The sequence below is a fragment of the Thiothrix subterranea genome (genome assembly GCF_016772315.1).
In the GTDB taxonomy this organism is placed as follows: domain Bacteria; phylum Pseudomonadota; class Gammaproteobacteria; order Thiotrichales; family Thiotrichaceae; genus Thiothrix; species Thiothrix subterranea.
In genome coordinates, this window is record NZ_CP053482.1 from 3,390,546 (window position 1) to 3,408,209 (window position 17,664).

The following is a 17,664-nucleotide window of genomic DNA, read 5'->3' on the forward strand; positions in this document are numbered from 1 at the left end:
TGCGGGCTTTGCTTGTCTATAGTTATTTCTATAAAACATTATTTATTACCGCCACATCAACACGAATAATATTATTGGCTTGCCATTGACCAGAACGATATTCAGGTCTAGAGCGGATGTTGTTAAGTATATTAGAGCTTTGTTTGAACCGATCTGCATTCCATTTTTTTAGTTCAGTTCTACCATCTGAATAGGTTGTTTTGATTTCAGCTAACTTTGAAACTAATAATTTCGCTTTGAATTCTTCTGGATTGGATGGGTTTAAAATAATTAATAATTTACTTTCGTTGGTGTTTTTATTTGACGAAAATGATGTATTAATTTGTTGGTTTTTTTCTGAAGATGCTTTTTTTGAATTAATCAATAATGATAGATCGACGCTGATGTCTTTTAATCTTTTATCAGTTAAGAATTTTTGAGTTGTTGTAATTATCCAGCCGTTTTGGTGACTATTTTTAATGGCATATTCTTTTGCAATCTCAACAGGTATTTCTAATCCTTTCTTAATAAGTCCTTGCTCATTGAATAAAATTACTACCAAATAATCGAACTCCCATGAGCGAATTACATTTAATGGTGTTGTTGGAGTACCTTTGATTTTTCTTGATTTAACTTGATATAGTTTTCCATCGTCGGTTTCTATATCTGCACTGAAACCAGAAATATTTAGCAACTTACCACCATAATATTGATGGGCAAGATATTCAGCGTATTCACCAACTAAATTACTTGTTCTTCCTAATGCTTTGGCAAGTTTGTTTGAATGTTCATTAAATTTTATCCAAAGATCATCAATTTCTTCCATTATTTATCCTTTGATACTTAATCAAAGAGGTCATGATTGATCTCACTGACTTCTTATTTAAATTTTTAATCATTTTAAACTCATCTAATCCATAAGAGTTTAAAGCGAAATTATTTTTTATGCCGGATTCGATAACCACGAAATATCAATTGTCCGGTGCTGGCGCACACAGTCACGCAAGTACAAGTTGATCAGGCTTTGGTAAGGTACACCCGTGTTTTCAGCCATTTCTTTGAAATACCCTACCACGTCTTCGCCCAATCGAATGGTGACGGACTTTTTCAGTTTGGAGGTGTAGGGATTTTTGCGAGATTTCATTTGAGACAGGTCATATTCCGCTTTCATGGCACGCTACCTTTGTAGTATTGACGTTCATTTTTGGTTGCTTTGCGAGCTGAGATGATTCTGATGGTAGTGCCTGAATCACGCTCACAGTGGCAAACAAGCAGGATTTTGGATTCATCACTAAGACCGAGCATCAAAAAACGGTCTTCCACATCCGAATGTTCCTCATCGTAAAATTGCACAGCAAATTCATCAAAGAAAACCGACTTGGCTTCCTCAAAAGAAATGCCATGTTTGCGCTGATTTGAAGCAGCTTTTGCTGTGTCCCACTCGAATTTCATCATGGTTACATTGTATGTACGAGATTTGGCGTGTCAAGCGTAAACGCTACATGGCAATATGCTATCATCTGCCACATCACCACCGTGCAGGACGTGCCATGAAAATCCCCTACGGCTTGAGCAATTTCAAGAAAGTCATCACCGAAGGCTTTGTCTATGTGGACAAAACCGCCTACATCGCCGCGCTAGAAGCCGATGGGCAGTACCACTTTCTGTTGCGCCCGCGCCGTTTCGGTAAAAGCCTGTTCATCTCAGCACTGGAGTATTACTACGACGTAAAGCACCAAGCAGATTTCGACGCAATCTTTTCCCAACTCCACATCGGGCAACATCCAACCCCGACGCGCAGCAGCTATCAGGTGCTGTTCATGGAGTTCAGCGGGATTGCCACGGATAGCGCGGAATCGGTTTACCGGGCGTTCAATACCAAAGTCGATGTGGCTTTGCAGAACTTCCTCAAGCGTTACGAGTATACGCAACAAGAGCAGGCCGGGGTTGCTGCATTGACCTCCCCATACGAAAAAATGGAGTACTTTTTTGGGGTAACAGCGAACCAAAAACTGTTCCTGTTGCTCGACGAATACGACCATTTCGCCAATTCGATACTGGCGGAGAATATGCCGCTGTTCAAAAGTATCGTCGGCAAGGGCGGTTTCGTGCGCAGCTTTTACGAAACCATTAAGGCAGCTACCCAGCGCGGCACGGTAGACCGTTTGTTCATCACGGGGGTTACGCCGATCATGCTGGATAGTCTGACCAGTGGGTTTAATATTGGCAAAAACCTGTCGTTACAAGAAGACTTCAATGCAGCCGTCGGTTTTACCAAGGATGAAGTAGCGGGCTTACTCCAGCCCTTGGCGGTCGACTGCCATCTGGATGCCTCAGTGTTGCTGGATGACGTGACACGGTGGTACAACGGCTACCGCTTTCACGCGGATGCACCCGAAACGGTTTATAACGCCAATATGGTGTTGTATTTTCTGGATAATTTCGACACGAAACGCTGTGCTTACCCGAAAAAAATGTTGGATGCGAATATTGCCTCCGACTATGGTAAGTTAATGGGCTTGTTCGGTATCGGCGACCGTGAAGACAATTACAAGGTGCTGGATGAGTTGCTCAACACGGGCGAAGTCATCGCACGACAGGCGGAAAAATTTGATTTCGACAAAGGCTTTTTCCGGGATGATTTCATCAGCTTGTTAGCCTATATGGGGTTTGTGTCGCTGCAACGCGAAGAGTTGGCCGGGGAGGTGTTTGCTATCCCCAACCATGTGATGCAGGAGATGTATTTCCAGTATTTCAAAGCGGAATTGGAGCGGCGTAACCAGATTGAGATTCCCAATCGTGGCTTAGCTTCGGCAGTGGCATCCTTGGCGGCGGATGACAATATCCAGCCGTTAATGGATGAGATGCAGCGCGTGTTGCAGGTGCTTTCCAACCGCGATTTCATGAAGATGGATGAAAAGCACATCAAAACCCTGCTGCTGACGCTGCTCTACCATTCGTCGGTGTATTTCATCCAAAGCGTTGGCGCTGATTCGCTACATCAACAGCAGCCAACTCGCGAATAATACCCCCGCCACCATCACCCAGCCCGGTAGTGATGACGCGGGAGCTTTCTTCTGCGGCTTACCGGATAAGGCGGCTTCCAGCTCTTTGCAGGCATCCGCGTGAACCTTAACCTCATAAGCCCCCCCAATGATCTTGGACTCAATCAGTTCTTTACGCAGTTGCTCTTTAATGCCTTCTTTTATCCCCGCCAATTTGCCGACTTGTTTGCCCTGTGCAAGCCCTTGTGAATAGCCCAACCATGAACCTGCTGCCGCACCCAACAGCAATAAAAACGACACTGTAAGAATATCCATAATCAGCCCCGAAATTTGCCCGACGAAAGCCATAAACGGATTATCTTGCAATAATCGCCCGGATACCGTGACGACTATCACATTGCGGTTAAGTTTCGGTTAAAGTTGGGCAATAAACGCGAGAATATCCGCAACCGGCACTTTCACCGCATCGCCGCCACTCCGCGCTTTGTATTCCAACTCGCCCGCTTGCAAACCACGCTCAGAAATAATGACGCGGTGCGGAATACCCAGCAATTCATGGTCGGCAAACATTGCACCGGGGCGTAACGCACGGTCATCCAGCAACACATCCACGCCCGCTGCTTGCAATTGCGCGTAAAGTTCTTCTGCTTTCGCTGCCACATCCGGCGATTTCTGCATGTTCAGCGGCGCAATCACCAACGTGAATGGCGCAATCGCCGTAGGCCAGCGAATCCCGAATTCGTCGTTATTCTGCTCAATCGCTGAGGCGACCACGCGGGAAACGCCGATGCCGTAGCAACCCATTGTCATCACTTGCGCCCGCCCGCTTTCATCCAACACCGTCGCATTGAGTTTCGACGAATACGTTTTGCCCAACTGGAAGATGTGACCGACTTCAATACCGCGCACGATAGACAGTGTGCCGCAACCGTCGGGGCTGGGGTCGCCTTCGATCACATTGCGCAGATCGGCAATTTGCGGCAGCGCGACATCGCGTTCCCAATTGATGCCGAAGAAGTGTTTGCCGTCGACATTCGCGCCTGCGCCGAAGTCGGACATATTCGCCACGGTACGGTCAGCGATTACCGGAATGGTCAAACCGACTGGCCCCAATGAGCCGGGGCCTGCACCGATCAAGGCGCGAATTTCATCTTCCCGCGCAAACTGCAACGGCACGGCAACGCCGGGGATTTTTTCCGCTTTGATTTCGTTGAGGGTATGATCGCCACGTACCAGCAAAGCAATGAAGGCGTGCTCGGACTCTTCTGCCGCCGCCACGATCAAGGTCTTAACCGTTTTCTCGATTGGCAAGCCGAATTGCGCCACCAATTCCTCGATGGTTTTGGCGTTAGGCGTGTCGACTTCGCGCATCGCTTCCGTTGGCGCGGCGCGTTCGGCAATTAGGCACACCGCTTCCGCCAATTCGATATTCGCGGCGTAATTGCTGCCACTGGCGAAGGCAATCGCATCTTCACCCGAATCAGCAAGGACGTGGAATTCGTGTGATGCATTGCCACCAATCGAGCCGGTATCCGCTTGCACCGGGCGGAAATCCAGCCCCAACCGCTGGAAAATGCGCGAATACGCCGCAAACATAATGTCGTAAGTTTCCTGCAACGATTCTTGTGTGGCATGGAAGGAATACGCATCTTTCATCAAGAATTCACGCGCCCGCATTACGCCAAAACGCGGGCGTACTTCGTCACGGAATTTGGTTTGAATCTGGTAGAAATTGATCGGCAACTGCTTGTAGCTGCTCAATTCTTTGCGGGCGTAATCGGTAATGATTTCTTCGTGCGTCGGGCCATAGCAAAAGTCGCGGCTGTGACGGTCACGAATGCGCAGCAATTCCGCGCCGTATTTTTCCCAACGACCGGATTCTTGCCACAATTCGGCAGGCTGGATGGAAGGCATCAGCACTTCAATTGCACCCGCGTTGTTCATTTCTTCACGCACGATGGCTTCGACTTTGCGCAATACGCGCAAGCCATACGGCATCCACGTATACAAACCGGAGGCGAGGCGGCGAATCATGCCCGCACGTAGCATTAATTGGTGGCTGATGACTTCGGCATCGGCGGGCGTTTCGCGCTGGGTGCTCAGGGGGAATCGGGAAACTCGCATGGTGTTGTCTTCTATCCGGTATGGGAAACCGCCAATTATAGAATTCATCGCGCCTTTGCGAAACCCCCGCGTGCGGATTGGCGGTTTTTCTATTGGTTTAGTAGTTGCTATGATTTTGCATTGATAGTTATCAAAAAAAACCAGTATTTTTACTATCTGCATAAGTAAATAATTATATACTTACTTTATAAATGATTGAAATTAAATGATATTTTTTTGACATTTTGGGTTGATTATGGTGTTATCTGCGTCCAGAAACACAAATTAACATAATCGCTAGGAGTCTTTTTTATGGCGCACATCGTCGTTCTTGGTGCTGGTACAGGCGGAATGCCTGCTGCGTATGAATTACGCGAAATTTTGGGTAAGGGACACGAAGTCACCGTCATCAATGAACGGGATTATTTCCAGTTCATTCCATCCAATCCGTGGATTGCGGTGGGCTGGCGTACCCGTGATGACATTACTTTCCCGATTGAAAAATACCTGAGCCGCAAAAACATCAAGTTCATCGCCAGTCGTTGCAACAAAATTGATGCAGACGGCAGCAAACTGCATTTGGACAATGGCGAAGTGGTCGGCTACGACTACCTGATCATTGCCACTGGCCCCAAGTTGTTCTTTGATGAAGTCGAAGGTTCTGGGCCACATGGCGGTCATACCCAATCGGTGTGTGATGTGAATCATGCCGTGGCAGCGTATGAGGAATACCAAAAGCTGTTGGAAAAAGGCAGTGGTCACATTGTGGTGGGTGCAATGCCCGCAGCAAGCTGTTTTGGCCCCGCTTACGAATTTGCGTTCATCCTCGATGCCGATATGCGCAAGCGTAAAATTCGCCACAAATTCAAGATGACGTATGTGACTTCCGAGCCTTACGTTGGGCATTTGGGCTTGGGCGGAGTGGGCGATTCCAAAGGAATGCTCGAATCCGAATTGCGCAACCACCACATCAATTGGATGGTGAATGCCAAGACCCACAAAGTCGAAGCAGGCAAAATGCACGTCACCGAAATGACCGCAAAGGGTGAAGTGGAAAAAGAACACGTCATCGACTTCGATTTTGCGATGATGTTGCCAGCGTTTAAAGGTGTGGAAGCGGTGGCTGCTGTGGAAGGTTTGTGTAACCCGCGTGGTTTCGTGATTGTCGATGAATTGCACCGCAGCCCGAAATACAAAAATATTTACTCGGCTGGTGTATGTATTGCGATTCCGCCATTGGAAGCCACGCCAGTCGCCACCGGTATGCCAAAAACCGGCTACATGATCGAGTCAATGGTCACGTCTGCTGTTCACAATATCGCTGACGAAATTGCAGGCAAAACACCGCACACCACGGGAACGTGGAGCACGATTTGTCTGGCAGACTTTGGCGATAGCGGCGCGGCGTTTGTGGCCATTCCGCAAATCCCACCCCGCAATATGGTGTGGGCGAAAAAAGGCAAGTGGGTACACCTTGCCAAGATTGCTTTTGAGAAATACTTCATCCGTAAAATGAAGAAAGGCAGTTCTGAGCCGTTCTATGAAAAGTCCATTATGAAAATGCTGGGCATCACCCGTATCTAAATAATAAAGCAGATAATTTTACCGGATTTGCGCGAAATCAATGCTGCTGCACTGCGATGCGGCGTATGTTTCTGATCACGGTAAGTAGAGTTGTTCCCTGAAAAATAACGGGGCAATACTGGGTATGGTGTTGCTCCGTTAGTCGTTTAATGTGCTAGGAGGTAGCGCCACATGATTACGGAAGAAGTCGTCGATCTCTCGCGGCTGCAATTTGCAGTCACCGCCCTTTACCATTTCCTGTTTGTCCCCCTGACGTTAGGCATGACTTTCATGCTGGCGATCATGGAGTCGGTCTATGTGATGACCGGCAAGCAAATCTACAAGGATATGGTGAAATTTTGGGGCAAACTGTTTGGTATTAACTTCGCGCTCGGTGTCACCACCGGCCTGACAATGGAATTTCAGTTCGGCACGAACTGGGCGTATTACTCACACTACGTCGGTGATGTGTTTGGCGCACCATTGGCTATTGAAGGCTTGATGGCTTTCTTCCTCGAATCGACGTTCGTCGGCTTGTTCTTCTTCGGTTGGGATCGTCTGAGCAAAGTGCAGCATTTGTCTGTCACTTGGTTGATGGCGATTGGCACGAACCTTTCCGCACTGTGGATTTTGATTGCGAATGGCTGGATGCAAAACCCGATTGGGTCGGAATTCAGCTATGAAACCATGCGTATGGAAATGGTCGATTTTGCTGCTGTCTTGCTGAATCCGGTGGCGCAGGTGAAGTTTATTCATACCGTGGCGGCGGGTTATGTCACAGGCGCAATGTTTGTGCTGTCGATCAGTGCCTGGTACATCCTCAAAGGGCGTGATCTTGGGTTTGCCAAGCGTTCGTTTGCGGTGGCAGCGGGTTTCGGCATGGCATCTATTCTGTCGGTGATTTTGCTGGGTGACGAAAGCGGTTACGAAGCGGGCGATGTGCAGAAAATGAAACTGGCAGCGATTGAGGCGGAATGGCACACCGAACCCGCTCCAGCAGGTTTCAATGTGATTGCTTGGCCTAATCAGGAAAAAGGGGAAAACGAATTTTCCATCAAGATTCCTTACGCGCTGGGTTTGATTGCAACGCGCTCCTTGACCGAGGAAGTTAAAGGTATCAATGACTTGGTTGAGGAAAATGTGCAGCGGATTCGCAACGGCATGACCGCTTACGGCTTATTGCTGAAATTGCGTGCAGGCACGGCAACTGAAGCGGAAAAAACCGCGTTTGCAGGGATGCGTGCCGATTTGGGCTACGGTTTGTTGCTGAAGCGTTATACGCCGAATGTGGTGGATGCGACGGAAGCGCAAATTCAGCAAGCCTCGAAAGACACTGTGCCACACGTTGCGTCATTGTTCTGGACGTTCCGTATCATGGTGGCATCGGGTGTGGCGATGTTGTTTATTTTTGCATTGGCGTTTTATTACACCGCGAAAAAGACCGCGTATGAAAAGCGTTGGTTGATGCGTCTGGCGGTGGCGGGTTTGCCGTTGCCGTGGATTGCGATTGAATCCGGTTGGTTTGTGGCAGAAACAGGTCGTCAGCCCTGGGCGATTGGTGAAATTTTGCCAACCTTCATGGGCACATCGACGCTGACAGAATGGGATTTGATCGGCTCAATTGCGGGGTTTGTGTTCTTCTACACCGTGTTGTTGGTGGTGGAAATGTACTTGATGATCAAGTTTGCGAAACAAGGGCCGAGCAGCCTGCATACCGGACGTTATTACCATGAGAAGCACGGTGGCGGTCATGCGGGTGCGGTTTACGCTGATAAAATGAACGATCAGGTCTAAGGAGCAAACCATGATTTTTGATTACGAAACGTTTAAGTTAATCTGGTGGGCATTGGTCGGCGTGCTGTTTATTGGCTTTGCCTTGACCGATGGCTTCGATATGGGCGTGGGTGCGTTATTGCGCATTGTCGGCAAAACCGATGAGGAACGCCGCGTAGCGATCAATGCGATTGCGCCGCATTGGGACGGCAATCAGGTATGGTTGATTCTGGCAGCGGGGGCAATTTTTGCGGCTTGGCCGATTACCTTTGGTGCGTCGTTTTCGACGTTTTATTGGGCGTTGGTATTGACGTTGTTTTCGCTGTTTTTCCGTCCGGTGGGGTTTGATTACCGTTCCAAGATTGCGGATACGCGCTGGCGGAACACGTGGGATTGGGGGTTGGTGATCGCGGGGGTTGTGCCGCCGTTGGTCATCGGTGTGGCGTTTGGCAATTTGTTGCTGGGTGTGCCGTTTGCGTTTGATGAGTTTTTGCGGATTACGACGTATGGCTCATTCTTTAAGTTGTTCCACCCGTTTGCAGTGTTGGTGGGCTTGGTGAGTTTGCTGATGTTTACCATGCAGGGCGCGACGTATTTGATGTTGCGCACGGATGAGGCGGTCTATGCGCGTTCACGCAAAGCGGCGCAATGGACGGCGGCTGGGGTGATTATCACCTTCGGGCTGGCGGGCATTTGGTTATGGGCGGGCATTGATGGGTATGTGATTACCCAAGCGCCACCGCATGATTCTTTGCCAAATCCGATTGCGAAAACGGTTGTGCCGATGGCGGGCGCGTGGTTGACGAATTACAGCACCTATCCGCTGGCGATTATGGCACCGATTGCGGGGTTCCTTGGCGCGTTTGGCGTGTTGATTTTGGCGGGTGGTAAAGGTCGTCCGGTATTGAGCTTTATTCACAGCTCTTTGTGCTTGATTGGGGTGATTATGACGGCGGGCGTTTCCTTGTTCCCGTTCGTGATGCCTTCCAGTTTGAACCCTAGCCACAGTTTGACGATTTGGGATTCGGCTTCTAGCCATTTGACGCTGGCGATTATGTTTTGGGCGGCGGTGATTTTTGTGCCGATTATTTTGTTCTACACCGTGTGGTGCTACAAGCAGATGTGGGGCAAAATTACCGTTAAATTCATCCGTGAAAACGATCACTCAGTCTATTAAGGAGATTTTACCATGTGGTATTTTGCTTGGTTGCTCGGCGTATTGCTGGCGTGTTCCTTCGGTATCATTAACGTGATGTGGCTGGAGTTTCACGGTGGGTTGGATACGGATGATGAGAAGTAAGGTGTAAACTGCGTCTGAGTTGAAAAAAGGGAGTGTTTTGGCACTCCCTTTGCTTATGGGGAATCCCGCTTTGAGTAATGAAAATAAATCGAAACCACACAAACCCGACCCTGCGATTACTGCCGCGCTCAAAGGCTGGAAAATCCATTCCGGTTTCTGGCTGAAAGCCGCTGTTGCGATTGGTCTCACTTCCGGTTTGTTGCTGATCGTGCAGGCATGGTTGTTGGCAAATGTCGTCAATGCCGTAGTATTTGCCGAAGCCGCTTTAGCGGATGTCATGCCCAGTCTGTGGGGTTTGCTGGCATTATTTCTCCTGCGGGCAGGTTTGGCGTGGGCATCCGAACAAGCCGCGTTTCATGCTGCGGTGCAGGTCAAGCTCGCCATCCGCACCCAGCTTTACCAAAAAGTGCAGCAACTCGGCCCCGCATGGCTGACGGGGGAGCGCAGCGGCGATTTGCTCAATACCCTCAGTGATGGAGTGGAGGCTCTCGAAGCCTATTACGCCCGCTACATTCCCGCGATGTCGCTGATGGCACTCGTGCCGCTGGCGATATTGGTGTTCGTGCTTGCCAATGATTGGCTTTCGGCGGTGGTAATGCTGGTGACAGCCCCGCTGATTCCGTTGTTCATGATCCTGATCGGCAAAGGCACGGAAAAGCGCAACCAGCAGCAATGGCAACAACTGGCGCGAATGAGTGCGCATTTTCTCGACGTGATTCAAGGCTTAACTACCCTGAAACTGTTCAATGCCAGCCGCCGTGAAGCGCAAGTTGTCGCGCAAATTTCCGACCAATACCGCCAAAGCACTATGTCGGTATTGCGGGTCGCGTTTCTGTCTTCGTTTGTGCTGGAATTTTTTGGCACAGTCAGCATTGCCATTATTGCAGTGTTGATCGGCTTCCGCCTGTTCTGGGGGGAAATGGATTTTCTGTACGGCTTTTTTGTGTTGCTGCTTGCACCCGAATTTTACCTGCCGCTGCGCAATATGGGGACGCAATATCATGCGCGGATGGCGGCGATTGGGGCGGCGGAGAAGATGGTGGGGATATTGGGGGAAACCCCTCACCCCCCAGCCCCCTCTCCCTCAATGGGCGAGGGGCTAAGAGAAGAGTTTCTTGTTCCCCCTCGCCCCTTGAGGGAGAGGGGGCTGGGGGGTGAGGGGTACTCTTTCCGCTCAATCTCCTTCACCTACCCCGACGCTAGAACCGCCCTAAGCAACCTCTCGCTGGACATCCACCTCAACGAAACCCTGGCCATCGTCGGCGCAAGCGGTGCTGGCAAAACCACCTTAATCAACCTGCTAATGGGTTTCCTGCAACCCCAAGGCGGGCAAATCCTCATCGGCGATACGCCGCTAACCGCCATTTCCCCCGACGTATGGCGCAAGCAACTGGCATGGCTGCCGCAAAAACCGCAACTGTTCCCCGGCACGGTTGCCGACAATATCCGCCTCGGCAACCCCTCGGCGACGTTGGAGCAAGTGCAAGCCGCTGCTGAACAAGCCTATGCCGCCGAATTCATCGTCAAATTGCCGCAAGGCTACGACACGCTGATTGGTGAAGCGGGGCAAGGGCTTTCCGGCGGACAAGTGCAACGCATCGCACTGGCACGGGCGTTCCTCAAGGATGCGCCGCTGGTGATCCTCGACGAAGCCACCGCTAACCTTGACCGAGCCAGTGAAACCTTGGTGCAAGCCGGGGTCGAGCGTTTGGCGCAAGGGCGCACGCTGGTGATGATTGCGCACCGTTTGCGCACCGTGCAAACCGCCGATCGGATTGTGGTGCTGGATCAGGGACAGGTGAGCGCAATCGGGACGCACGCCGAATTGCTGGCAAATTCTCCGCTCTACCAGCAGATGCAAGCGGCTTACGGGGGTGAAGCATGAACGATTTACTGCGATTATTGCGCCTGTTCAAGCCGTATTGGAACTGGGCTGCGTTGGGCATGGGCTTGTCATTCATCACCTTGCTGGCAAATGTGGGGCTGATGGCGGTGTCGGGCTGGTTCATTACTGCGATGGCAATGGCAGGTGTGGCGGGCGCGTCGATGAACTATTTCACCCCTGCGGCATTGATTCGGCTGGCGGCGATTGTGCGCACGGCGGGACGTTACGGCGAACGTTTGGTCACGCACGAAGCCACGTTTCGGATGTTGGCGGAATTGCGGGTGTGGTTTTATGAGCGCATCGAGCCGCTGGCTCCGGCGGTGTTGGAGCAATATCGCAGTGGCGATGTATTGAGCCGCATCCGTGCCGACATTGATACGCTGAATAATGTGTACTTGCGCCTACTAGTGCCAGTGGTAGTGGCAGCGTTGGCGATGCTCGTGTTTGTGGTGGCGTTGCTGTTTTATCACCCGTTGTTGGCACTGCTGGAATTGAGTTTGTTGTTGGTGGCGGGCGTGTTGATCCCGTGGTTGATGAACCGTTTGGGGCATGAAGCAGGGCAGCAATCGGTGGAAACGGCTGCGCAATTGCGCTCGGCTTTGGTGAATGATTTGCAGGGCATGGGCGAATTGCTGGTGTATGGCGCGGCGGATGACCATGCCGCGCACGTTCAACAGTTGTCGCAAACCTTGGCAGCGCAACAGCAAACCCTGAGCCGCTTGAATGGCGTGGCGCAAGGCGCGCTGGGGTTGTGTGCCAATCTGGCAATGTGGGGGATGTTGGTGCTGGCGATTCCGTTGGTGCGTGATCACACGATAGCCCCGCCGGAATTGGCGATGTTGGCACTGTTTGCGCTGGCAAGTTTTGAAGCGGTGTTGCCTTTGCCGCTGGCGTTCCAATCCTTGGGTGAAACCTTGGCGGCGGCGCGACGTATTTTCAGCCTTGCGGATCAAGTTGCAGCGGTGACAGAACCAGCGCATCCGCAAGCTGTGCCGGAACGTCTGGATTTTGCGTTGCGGGAACTGGGTTTCCGTTACCAGCCGCAGGGTGATGCGGTATTGGATGGTTTGACGCTGGATTTTCCGCAAGGCCACAAGCTCGCCATTGTCGGCGTAACCGGCGCTGGCAAAAGCACCCTGACCAGTTTGCTGCTGCGTTTCCGCGAACCGAGCAGTGGTGAATTGCTGTTAGGTGGGCAAGCTATTTCCCAATACAGCGGCGAAGCTTTGCGCCAGCACATCGCGGTTGTGCCGCAGCAAACGCATTTGTTCAACACCACCTTGCGCGAAAACCTGTTGCTGGCAAAGCGTGATGCGACGGATATGGAGCTGGAAGCGGTGTGCCGCACTGCGCTGATTCACGATTTCATTACGCAACAGCCGCAAGGCTATGCAACGTGGGTGGGCGAAACGGGCGTGCGTTTGTCCGGCGGGCAAGCCAAGCGCGTGGCAATTGCGCGTGCCTTGCTGAAACCGGCGCGGTTATTGATTCTTGATGAACCTACCGAAGGCTTAGACCCAGAAACCGCGACACAAGTAATGACCAATATCCTCGCGCATGTGGCGCGTAACGGGCAAAGCTTGTTGCTGATTACGCACCGTGCGCATGGGTTAGAGGCGATAGATCAGGTGCTGCATCTGCCTTGAGGGATGCGGTATGATGGCGGCGATTTTAACCATAAACAGGAATGCACCATGACAATCACTCGTGTAACAGGCAACGGTGGCTTGCCGATGATCAACGTTAGCAACGACCATGCCGATGCCGTGATTTCGGTTTACGCAGGGCAAGTTTTGTCCTTTACCCCCAAGGGCGCGGCGGATGTGCTGTTTGTCAGCGACAAAGCCTATTACGCCGAAGGCAAAGCAATCAAAGGCGGCGTGCCGATTTGCTGGCCTTGGTTTGGCGCAGACCCCGAAAGCAAAGGCCGCCCCGCTCACGGTTTTATGCGCAATCGGATGTGGAGCGAGTGGGAAACCCGCGAAAATGCGGATGGCTCAACCACGGTAATTTTGGGCGTGGAATCCTCCCCCGAAACCTTGGCGATTTGGCCTCATGCCTTCCGTTTGGCGATGGAAATTACCGTCGGTAAAACCTTGCAACTGGCATTGGTGACACGCAATACCGGCGATGCAGCGTTCACTATTACCCAAGCGATGCACACCTATTTTGCGGTGGGTGATATTGCGCAAACGACTGTGACCGGGTTGGAAGGTACGCAATACCTCGACAAAGCGGCAGACGGCAATGGTGCTACCAAGCAGCAAGACGGTGCAATTAGCATCAACAGCGAAGTTGACCGCGTTTACCTCGGTGTTCCGGCGGAGCTGGCGATTGTCGATGGCGCGTTGAACCGAACGATTCGCATTACTTCCAGCGGCAATAAAACGGCGGTGGTGTGGAATCCATGGGCAAAAATCGCAGCGGGCATGGCTGACTTGCAGGACGACGATTACACCCGCTTCGTATGCGTCGAAACGACGAATGCGGCGGATGATGTGGTGGAAGTAGTGGCAGGCGGAGAATTCCGATTGACAGCAGAATACGGCGTGTAATTCACCAGTTCAGGTTGCCCGCGCTCCATCGCGTGGGCAATCTCATGTTAAATGCGCTTAAACAGCGTCAATGCGCGTTCACGGCTGATTTTTAAGTCGACCACAGGCAGGGGATAATCCCGCAAACCATCGCCCAATTCACGCGGCAAATGCACCTGCTTATTATCCCGTGCGTGCAATTCTGGAACCCAGCGGCGAATGTATTCCCCTTCCGGGTCAAATTTCTGGCTTTGTAAAATCGGGTTGAAAATGCGGAAGTATGGCGCAGCATCAGCCCCACACCCGGCAGTCCATTGCCAGCCAAACACATTACTGGCTAAATCAGCATCTACCAACGTATCCCGAAACCATTGTTCCCCCACTTGCCAAGGCACGAGCAAGTTTTTGGTGAGCAATGATGCCACAATCATACGTACCCGATTGTGCATCCAGCCGGTTTGCCACAATTCGCGCATCCCCGCATCAATAATGGGAAAGCCGGTTTGCCCCTGTTGCCAACGGTTTAGCACAGCGGCGTAATCGTCTGCCCAAGGGAAAACATCGAAACGTGCATCCAACGCCCGTTCCTGCGTGTGCGGAAAGTGATACAGCAAGTGGTAAGAAAATTCGCGCCAGCCGATTTCTTGTACAAAATGGCGTAGGCCGCTATCGGCTTCGGGGTGTGTTTGCAAATAGTGTTCGGTGTGATAAACCGCCTGACGCGGGCTGATTTCGCCGAAGTGCAAATGCGGTGAGAGGCGGGCGGTGCCGGTTTGGGCGGGCAGATTGCGTGCTTCTTTGTAATCTGCACCCTGTGGCAAGAATGCCAGCAATTTTTGCATCGCCGCCGCTTCACCGACTTCCCAATGGGTCATCATCGCGGTATCCCAGCGGATTGTCGGCAATAAGCCCAACGCATCCAGAGGCAAACTATCCGGCAAATTGGCGGGCGCAACCATGCGTTCTGGCGTGGGCAGCGGCAAGTGTTGAATCCCGTGTTTCAGCATCGCTTTCCAAAACGGGGTGAACACTTTGTAAGGTGTGCCGTCGGCTTTTAAGACTTCCCACGGTTCATTCAGTAGGCTGGCATTAAAGCTGTGGACTTCGCAGGTTTGCTTGAGGGTTTCTTTAATGTGTTTGTCGCGGGCAAGGCTGGCGGGGTCATACACCCGATTCCAATACACATGGGTTGCGCCGGTGTTGGCGATCAATTGCTGTAAAACGGGGAGGGCAGCGCCTTGGCGTAAGATTAGGCGATTGCCTAGCGTTTGCAGGTGCGTATCGAGCGCCTGCAAACTGTGGTGCAACCATACCCGACTCGCCGCACCGAGTTGGCTGATGGAACTGGGCAGCGGGTCGTCAATAAAAACCGGAATAACCTGTTCACAAGTGCGGCAAGCTTGGTAAAGCGCAGGGTTATCCGCCAGACGCAAGTCTTGCCGTAGCCAAACAATCGCGATCGTCATACAGCGGCAACCGGTATGAGTACATGCGCAGGTTCTTTTGCCAGTACTTTATCAAGGGTTAAACAAATCTCGCTCAATTCTTCGGGCAACCAGTGAATATTGCGTAGCGGTGCAGTGCCGGGTTGTGACTCTGGTTTGGCTTCACCACTCAGAAAAACGGTGATTTGGGTCATAATGCTCAAGGCTTGCAGGCTGTCGGATACGTCAGTACTGGGCAGCAGTAAGGCATCAAATTCGGCGCGTTCGATAATCAGCGGTAAATGATCCAGCGTGGTTTCCGTGCCAAGCAAACTGACTTGATAACCGTGTTGGCTGATAATATTCGCGAGTAATAACGTTTCCAATTGCACTGCATGAGTTTGGGTATTGACCAGCAACACCCGTTTGCCATTGGCGCGGCTGTTGTAATGCAAATAGCGTGAGCCGAGTTTCACGCACAAAAATTCATGCAGGAAAGCGTAGTCAGCGCGGGTAGATGGCAACATTGCCTGCTGTTGCCACAGTTGCTGGTACAGGGGCAATATCAATTTTTTGGCGACCAATTCCAGCGAATACAACGATACGGCTTCGTTGAAGGTGTGTTCCAAGGAACGGGTATCCAGTTTGTGGATGCAGCGTTGAAACAGTGAGCAATAGTGCCGCCAAGGGTCGTCGGTTTGTACATCTTGTGCGGTGCGTAAGCGCATGGGCGGGGTTTCACCACTGTCGAGCACGTCACGGACGCGGCCTACGGGAATGCCTTGTTCCAGCAATATCAGCACTTGTTTGACACGATCGACGTCTTGGCGGCTGTAAAGACGATGCCCTTTCGGGGTGCGACGCGGCTTAAGTAAACCGTAGCGGCGTTCCCATGCGCGTAATGTGACAGTGTTCACGCCTGTCTGTTCGGATACTGTGCCAATAGGGAAGAGGGCAGTAATGTCGCTAGTGTTGTGATCAGTCACAAAAGTCATAGGATTTGTAGCAGCCTTGTACAGTAATCATCTAACTATAGGTGAGATGTTAATGACAGAACAGTATTCCCATGAAAATTATGGTTTAGAACAAAAAACCGCCCTTGGAAGAGCGGTTTTTAACAGGGTAAACGTGATGTTAGGTGCGCTTTAGCGACCAAACAGCTTGCTTGCCAGACCAATAGCGCCAGACACGCCACCGACCGAATCCAACAGGCTACCCATATCCAACGAACCGTTAGGGGAAGCTTTGTCCACGGCTTCTGGAACAGCCGCTTGCAGACCTTTCAGCGCTTGATCCGGGCTAAGACCTAATTGCTGGGCAAACGCTGCAATTTTGTCTTGACCAAACATTTGAGTCAGTTGGCTACCAGAAGGCTGGGCGTTTTGACCGTTGCCTAACCATGAAGCCGCCAGTGACGCCAAACCAGAGTCACCGCCACCTTGCATACCGGAAATCATGGAGGCTAAGCCACCCAAACCGCCTGCTTGTGCTTGATTACCGCTATTGCCCATGAGTTTCATCATGGCTGACGCAATTTCAGTGATCTCTAATTGACCATCACGGTCAGTATCCAATTGGCTTTTGAATACTTGGGTAGCAATTTGCATTATGTCCATGTGTGCCTGTACCTTTATTTAAATACTTTTCGGAATGCGAATTTTTTGACCGGGGAAGATTTTGTCCGCGTCTTTAATGACTTCACGGTTAACTTCGACGATACGGGTGTATTTTGAACCATTGCCGTATGCTTTCTCAGCGATTTCCCACAGGGTGTCGCCTTTTTCAATCACGTAGAATTCGTCGTCACCACCGACTTGGCTGCCGTCCGCAATGGTCATGCCATCCGCTTTCACGGATTCGATGCCCATGGCATTGCCCGCCATCAATACGGCTTTTTCCAGTGCTTCAGCCGATTGCGCTTGACCTGTCAACGTAGCCACGCCGTCTTTGACTTCCACTTGCAAGCCTTCAACGCCAGGATTGTCTTCATTGATGTGTTGAGTCAGCGCAGCAGGTGCTTCTTCTTCCTTACCGAAAATTTTCTTGCCAATGTTACGGGCGAAATCAAACAGTCCCATCTTATTTTCTCCTTGGTTTA

Annotated in this window: 17 protein-coding genes; 8 read left to right on the forward strand and 9 right to left on the reverse strand. The window is 51.2% G+C overall.

The annotated features are described in order from the left end of the window. Nucleotides 1-28: 28 nt before the first annotated feature. The 3 genes from HMY34_RS16760 to HMY34_RS16770 all read right to left on the reverse strand — a co-directional run bounded on the left by HMY34_RS16760 (nt 29) and on the right by HMY34_RS16770 (nt 1,434). Complete coding sequence (locus HMY34_RS16760; protein WP_202716577.1) at nt 29-805, reverse strand: DUF6998 domain-containing protein; 777 nt, start codon at nt 803-805, stop codon at nt 29-31. Between the two features lie 117 nt (nt 806-922). Then, nucleotides 923-1,150, reverse strand: a complete 228-nt coding sequence (locus HMY34_RS16765) for a CopG family antitoxin (protein ID WP_202716578.1) — start codon at nt 1,148-1,150, stop codon at nt 923-925. Next, nucleotides 1,147-1,434 carry a BrnT family toxin gene (locus HMY34_RS16770; RefSeq protein WP_202716579.1) on the reverse strand — a complete coding sequence of 96 codons (288 nt, stop codon included), beginning with the start codon at nt 1,432-1,434 and terminating at the stop codon, nt 1,147-1,149. The genes HMY34_RS16765 and HMY34_RS16770 overlap by 4 nt, the downstream gene beginning before the upstream one ends. Nucleotides 1,435-1,529: 95 nt before the next feature. On the opposite strand from HMY34_RS16770, the gene HMY34_RS16775 reads away from it, so the two are divergent. Further along, nucleotides 1,530-3,005, forward strand: a complete 1,476-nt coding sequence (locus HMY34_RS16775; protein ID WP_202716580.1) for an AAA family ATPase — start codon at nt 1,530-1,532, stop codon at nt 3,003-3,005. On the opposite strand, the gene HMY34_RS16780 is transcribed toward HMY34_RS16775, so the two are convergent. Together HMY34_RS16780 and HMY34_RS16785 are read right to left on the reverse strand one after the other, a co-directional pair. Continuing rightward, on the reverse strand, nt 2,976-3,299 hold the full coding sequence (locus HMY34_RS16780) for a hypothetical protein (RefSeq protein WP_202716581.1): 324 nt from the start codon (nt 3,297-3,299) through the stop codon (nt 2,976-2,978). The two genes, HMY34_RS16775 and HMY34_RS16780, sit on opposite strands and share 30 nt — an antisense overlap. Nucleotides 3,300-3,398: 99 nt before the next feature. Next, complete coding sequence (locus HMY34_RS16785) at nt 3,399-5,108, reverse strand: proline--tRNA ligase (protein ID WP_202716582.1); 1,710 nt, start codon at nt 5,106-5,108, stop codon at nt 3,399-3,401. A 291-nt stretch (nt 5,109-5,399) separates the two neighbouring features. On the opposite strand from HMY34_RS16785, the gene HMY34_RS16790 reads away from it, so the two are divergent. The 7 genes from HMY34_RS16790 to HMY34_RS16820 all read left to right on the forward strand — a co-directional run bounded on the left by HMY34_RS16790 (nt 5,400) and on the right by HMY34_RS16820 (nt 14,163). Further along, nucleotides 5,400-6,671, forward strand: a complete 1,272-nt coding sequence (locus HMY34_RS16790) for an NAD(P)/FAD-dependent oxidoreductase (RefSeq protein WP_202716583.1) — start codon at nt 5,400-5,402, stop codon at nt 6,669-6,671. A 171-nt stretch (nt 6,672-6,842) separates the two neighbouring features. Then, a complete protein-coding gene (locus HMY34_RS16795; RefSeq protein WP_202716584.1) occupies nt 6,843-8,444 on the forward strand; it encodes a cytochrome ubiquinol oxidase subunit I in 1,602 nt (533 codons plus the stop codon). 10 nt (nt 8,445-8,454) lie between these two features. Then, complete coding sequence (cydB, locus tag HMY34_RS16800; RefSeq protein WP_323127447.1) at nt 8,455-9,600, forward strand: cytochrome d ubiquinol oxidase subunit II; 1,146 nt, start codon at nt 8,455-8,457, stop codon at nt 9,598-9,600. Nucleotides 9,601-9,612: 12 nt separating this feature from the next. Continuing rightward, on the forward strand, nt 9,613-9,723 hold the full coding sequence (gene cydX, locus HMY34_RS16805) for a cytochrome bd-I oxidase subunit CydX (protein WP_093066620.1): 111 nt from the start codon (nt 9,613-9,615) through the stop codon (nt 9,721-9,723). A gap of 70 nt (nt 9,724-9,793) precedes the next feature. Further along, the gene (cydD, locus tag HMY34_RS16810) at nt 9,794-11,608 is read left to right on the forward strand and encodes a thiol reductant ABC exporter subunit CydD (protein WP_202716585.1); all 1,815 of its coding nucleotides are present in this window, start codon (nt 9,794-9,796) and stop codon (nt 11,606-11,608) included. Further along, the gene (gene cydC, locus HMY34_RS16815; RefSeq protein WP_202716586.1) at nt 11,605-13,254 is read left to right on the forward strand and encodes a thiol reductant ABC exporter subunit CydC; all 1,650 of its coding nucleotides are present in this window, start codon (nt 11,605-11,607) and stop codon (nt 13,252-13,254) included. Before cydD ends, cydC begins: the two co-directional genes overlap by 4 nt. A 48-nt stretch (nt 13,255-13,302) precedes the next feature. Next, a complete protein-coding gene (locus HMY34_RS16820; RefSeq protein ID WP_202716587.1) occupies nt 13,303-14,163 on the forward strand; it encodes a D-hexose-6-phosphate mutarotase in 861 nt (286 codons plus the stop codon). Between the two features lie 47 nt (nt 14,164-14,210). On the opposite strand, the gene HMY34_RS16825 is transcribed toward HMY34_RS16820, so the two are convergent. From HMY34_RS16825 to lysM, 4 genes are all read right to left on the reverse strand, one after another. Further along, the gene (locus HMY34_RS16825) at nt 14,211-15,608 is read right to left on the reverse strand and encodes a cryptochrome/photolyase family protein (protein WP_202716588.1); all 1,398 of its coding nucleotides are present in this window, start codon (nt 15,606-15,608) and stop codon (nt 14,211-14,213) included. After that, the gene (locus HMY34_RS16830; RefSeq protein WP_202716589.1) at nt 15,605-16,483 is read right to left on the reverse strand and encodes a MerR family transcriptional regulator; all 879 of its coding nucleotides are present in this window, start codon (nt 16,481-16,483) and stop codon (nt 15,605-15,607) included. The genes HMY34_RS16825 and HMY34_RS16830 overlap by 4 nt, the downstream gene beginning before the upstream one ends. A 228-nt stretch (nt 16,484-16,711) precedes the next feature. After that, nucleotides 16,712-17,182, reverse strand: coding sequence for a YidB family protein (locus HMY34_RS16835; RefSeq protein ID WP_202716590.1), 471 nt, complete (start codon nt 17,180-17,182; stop codon nt 16,712-16,714). Between the two features lie 18 nt (nt 17,183-17,200). Continuing rightward, on the reverse strand, nt 17,201-17,644 hold the full coding sequence (gene lysM, locus HMY34_RS16840) for a peptidoglycan-binding protein LysM (protein WP_202716591.1): 444 nt from the start codon (nt 17,642-17,644) through the stop codon (nt 17,201-17,203). Nucleotides 17,645-17,664: the final 20 nt, after the last annotated feature.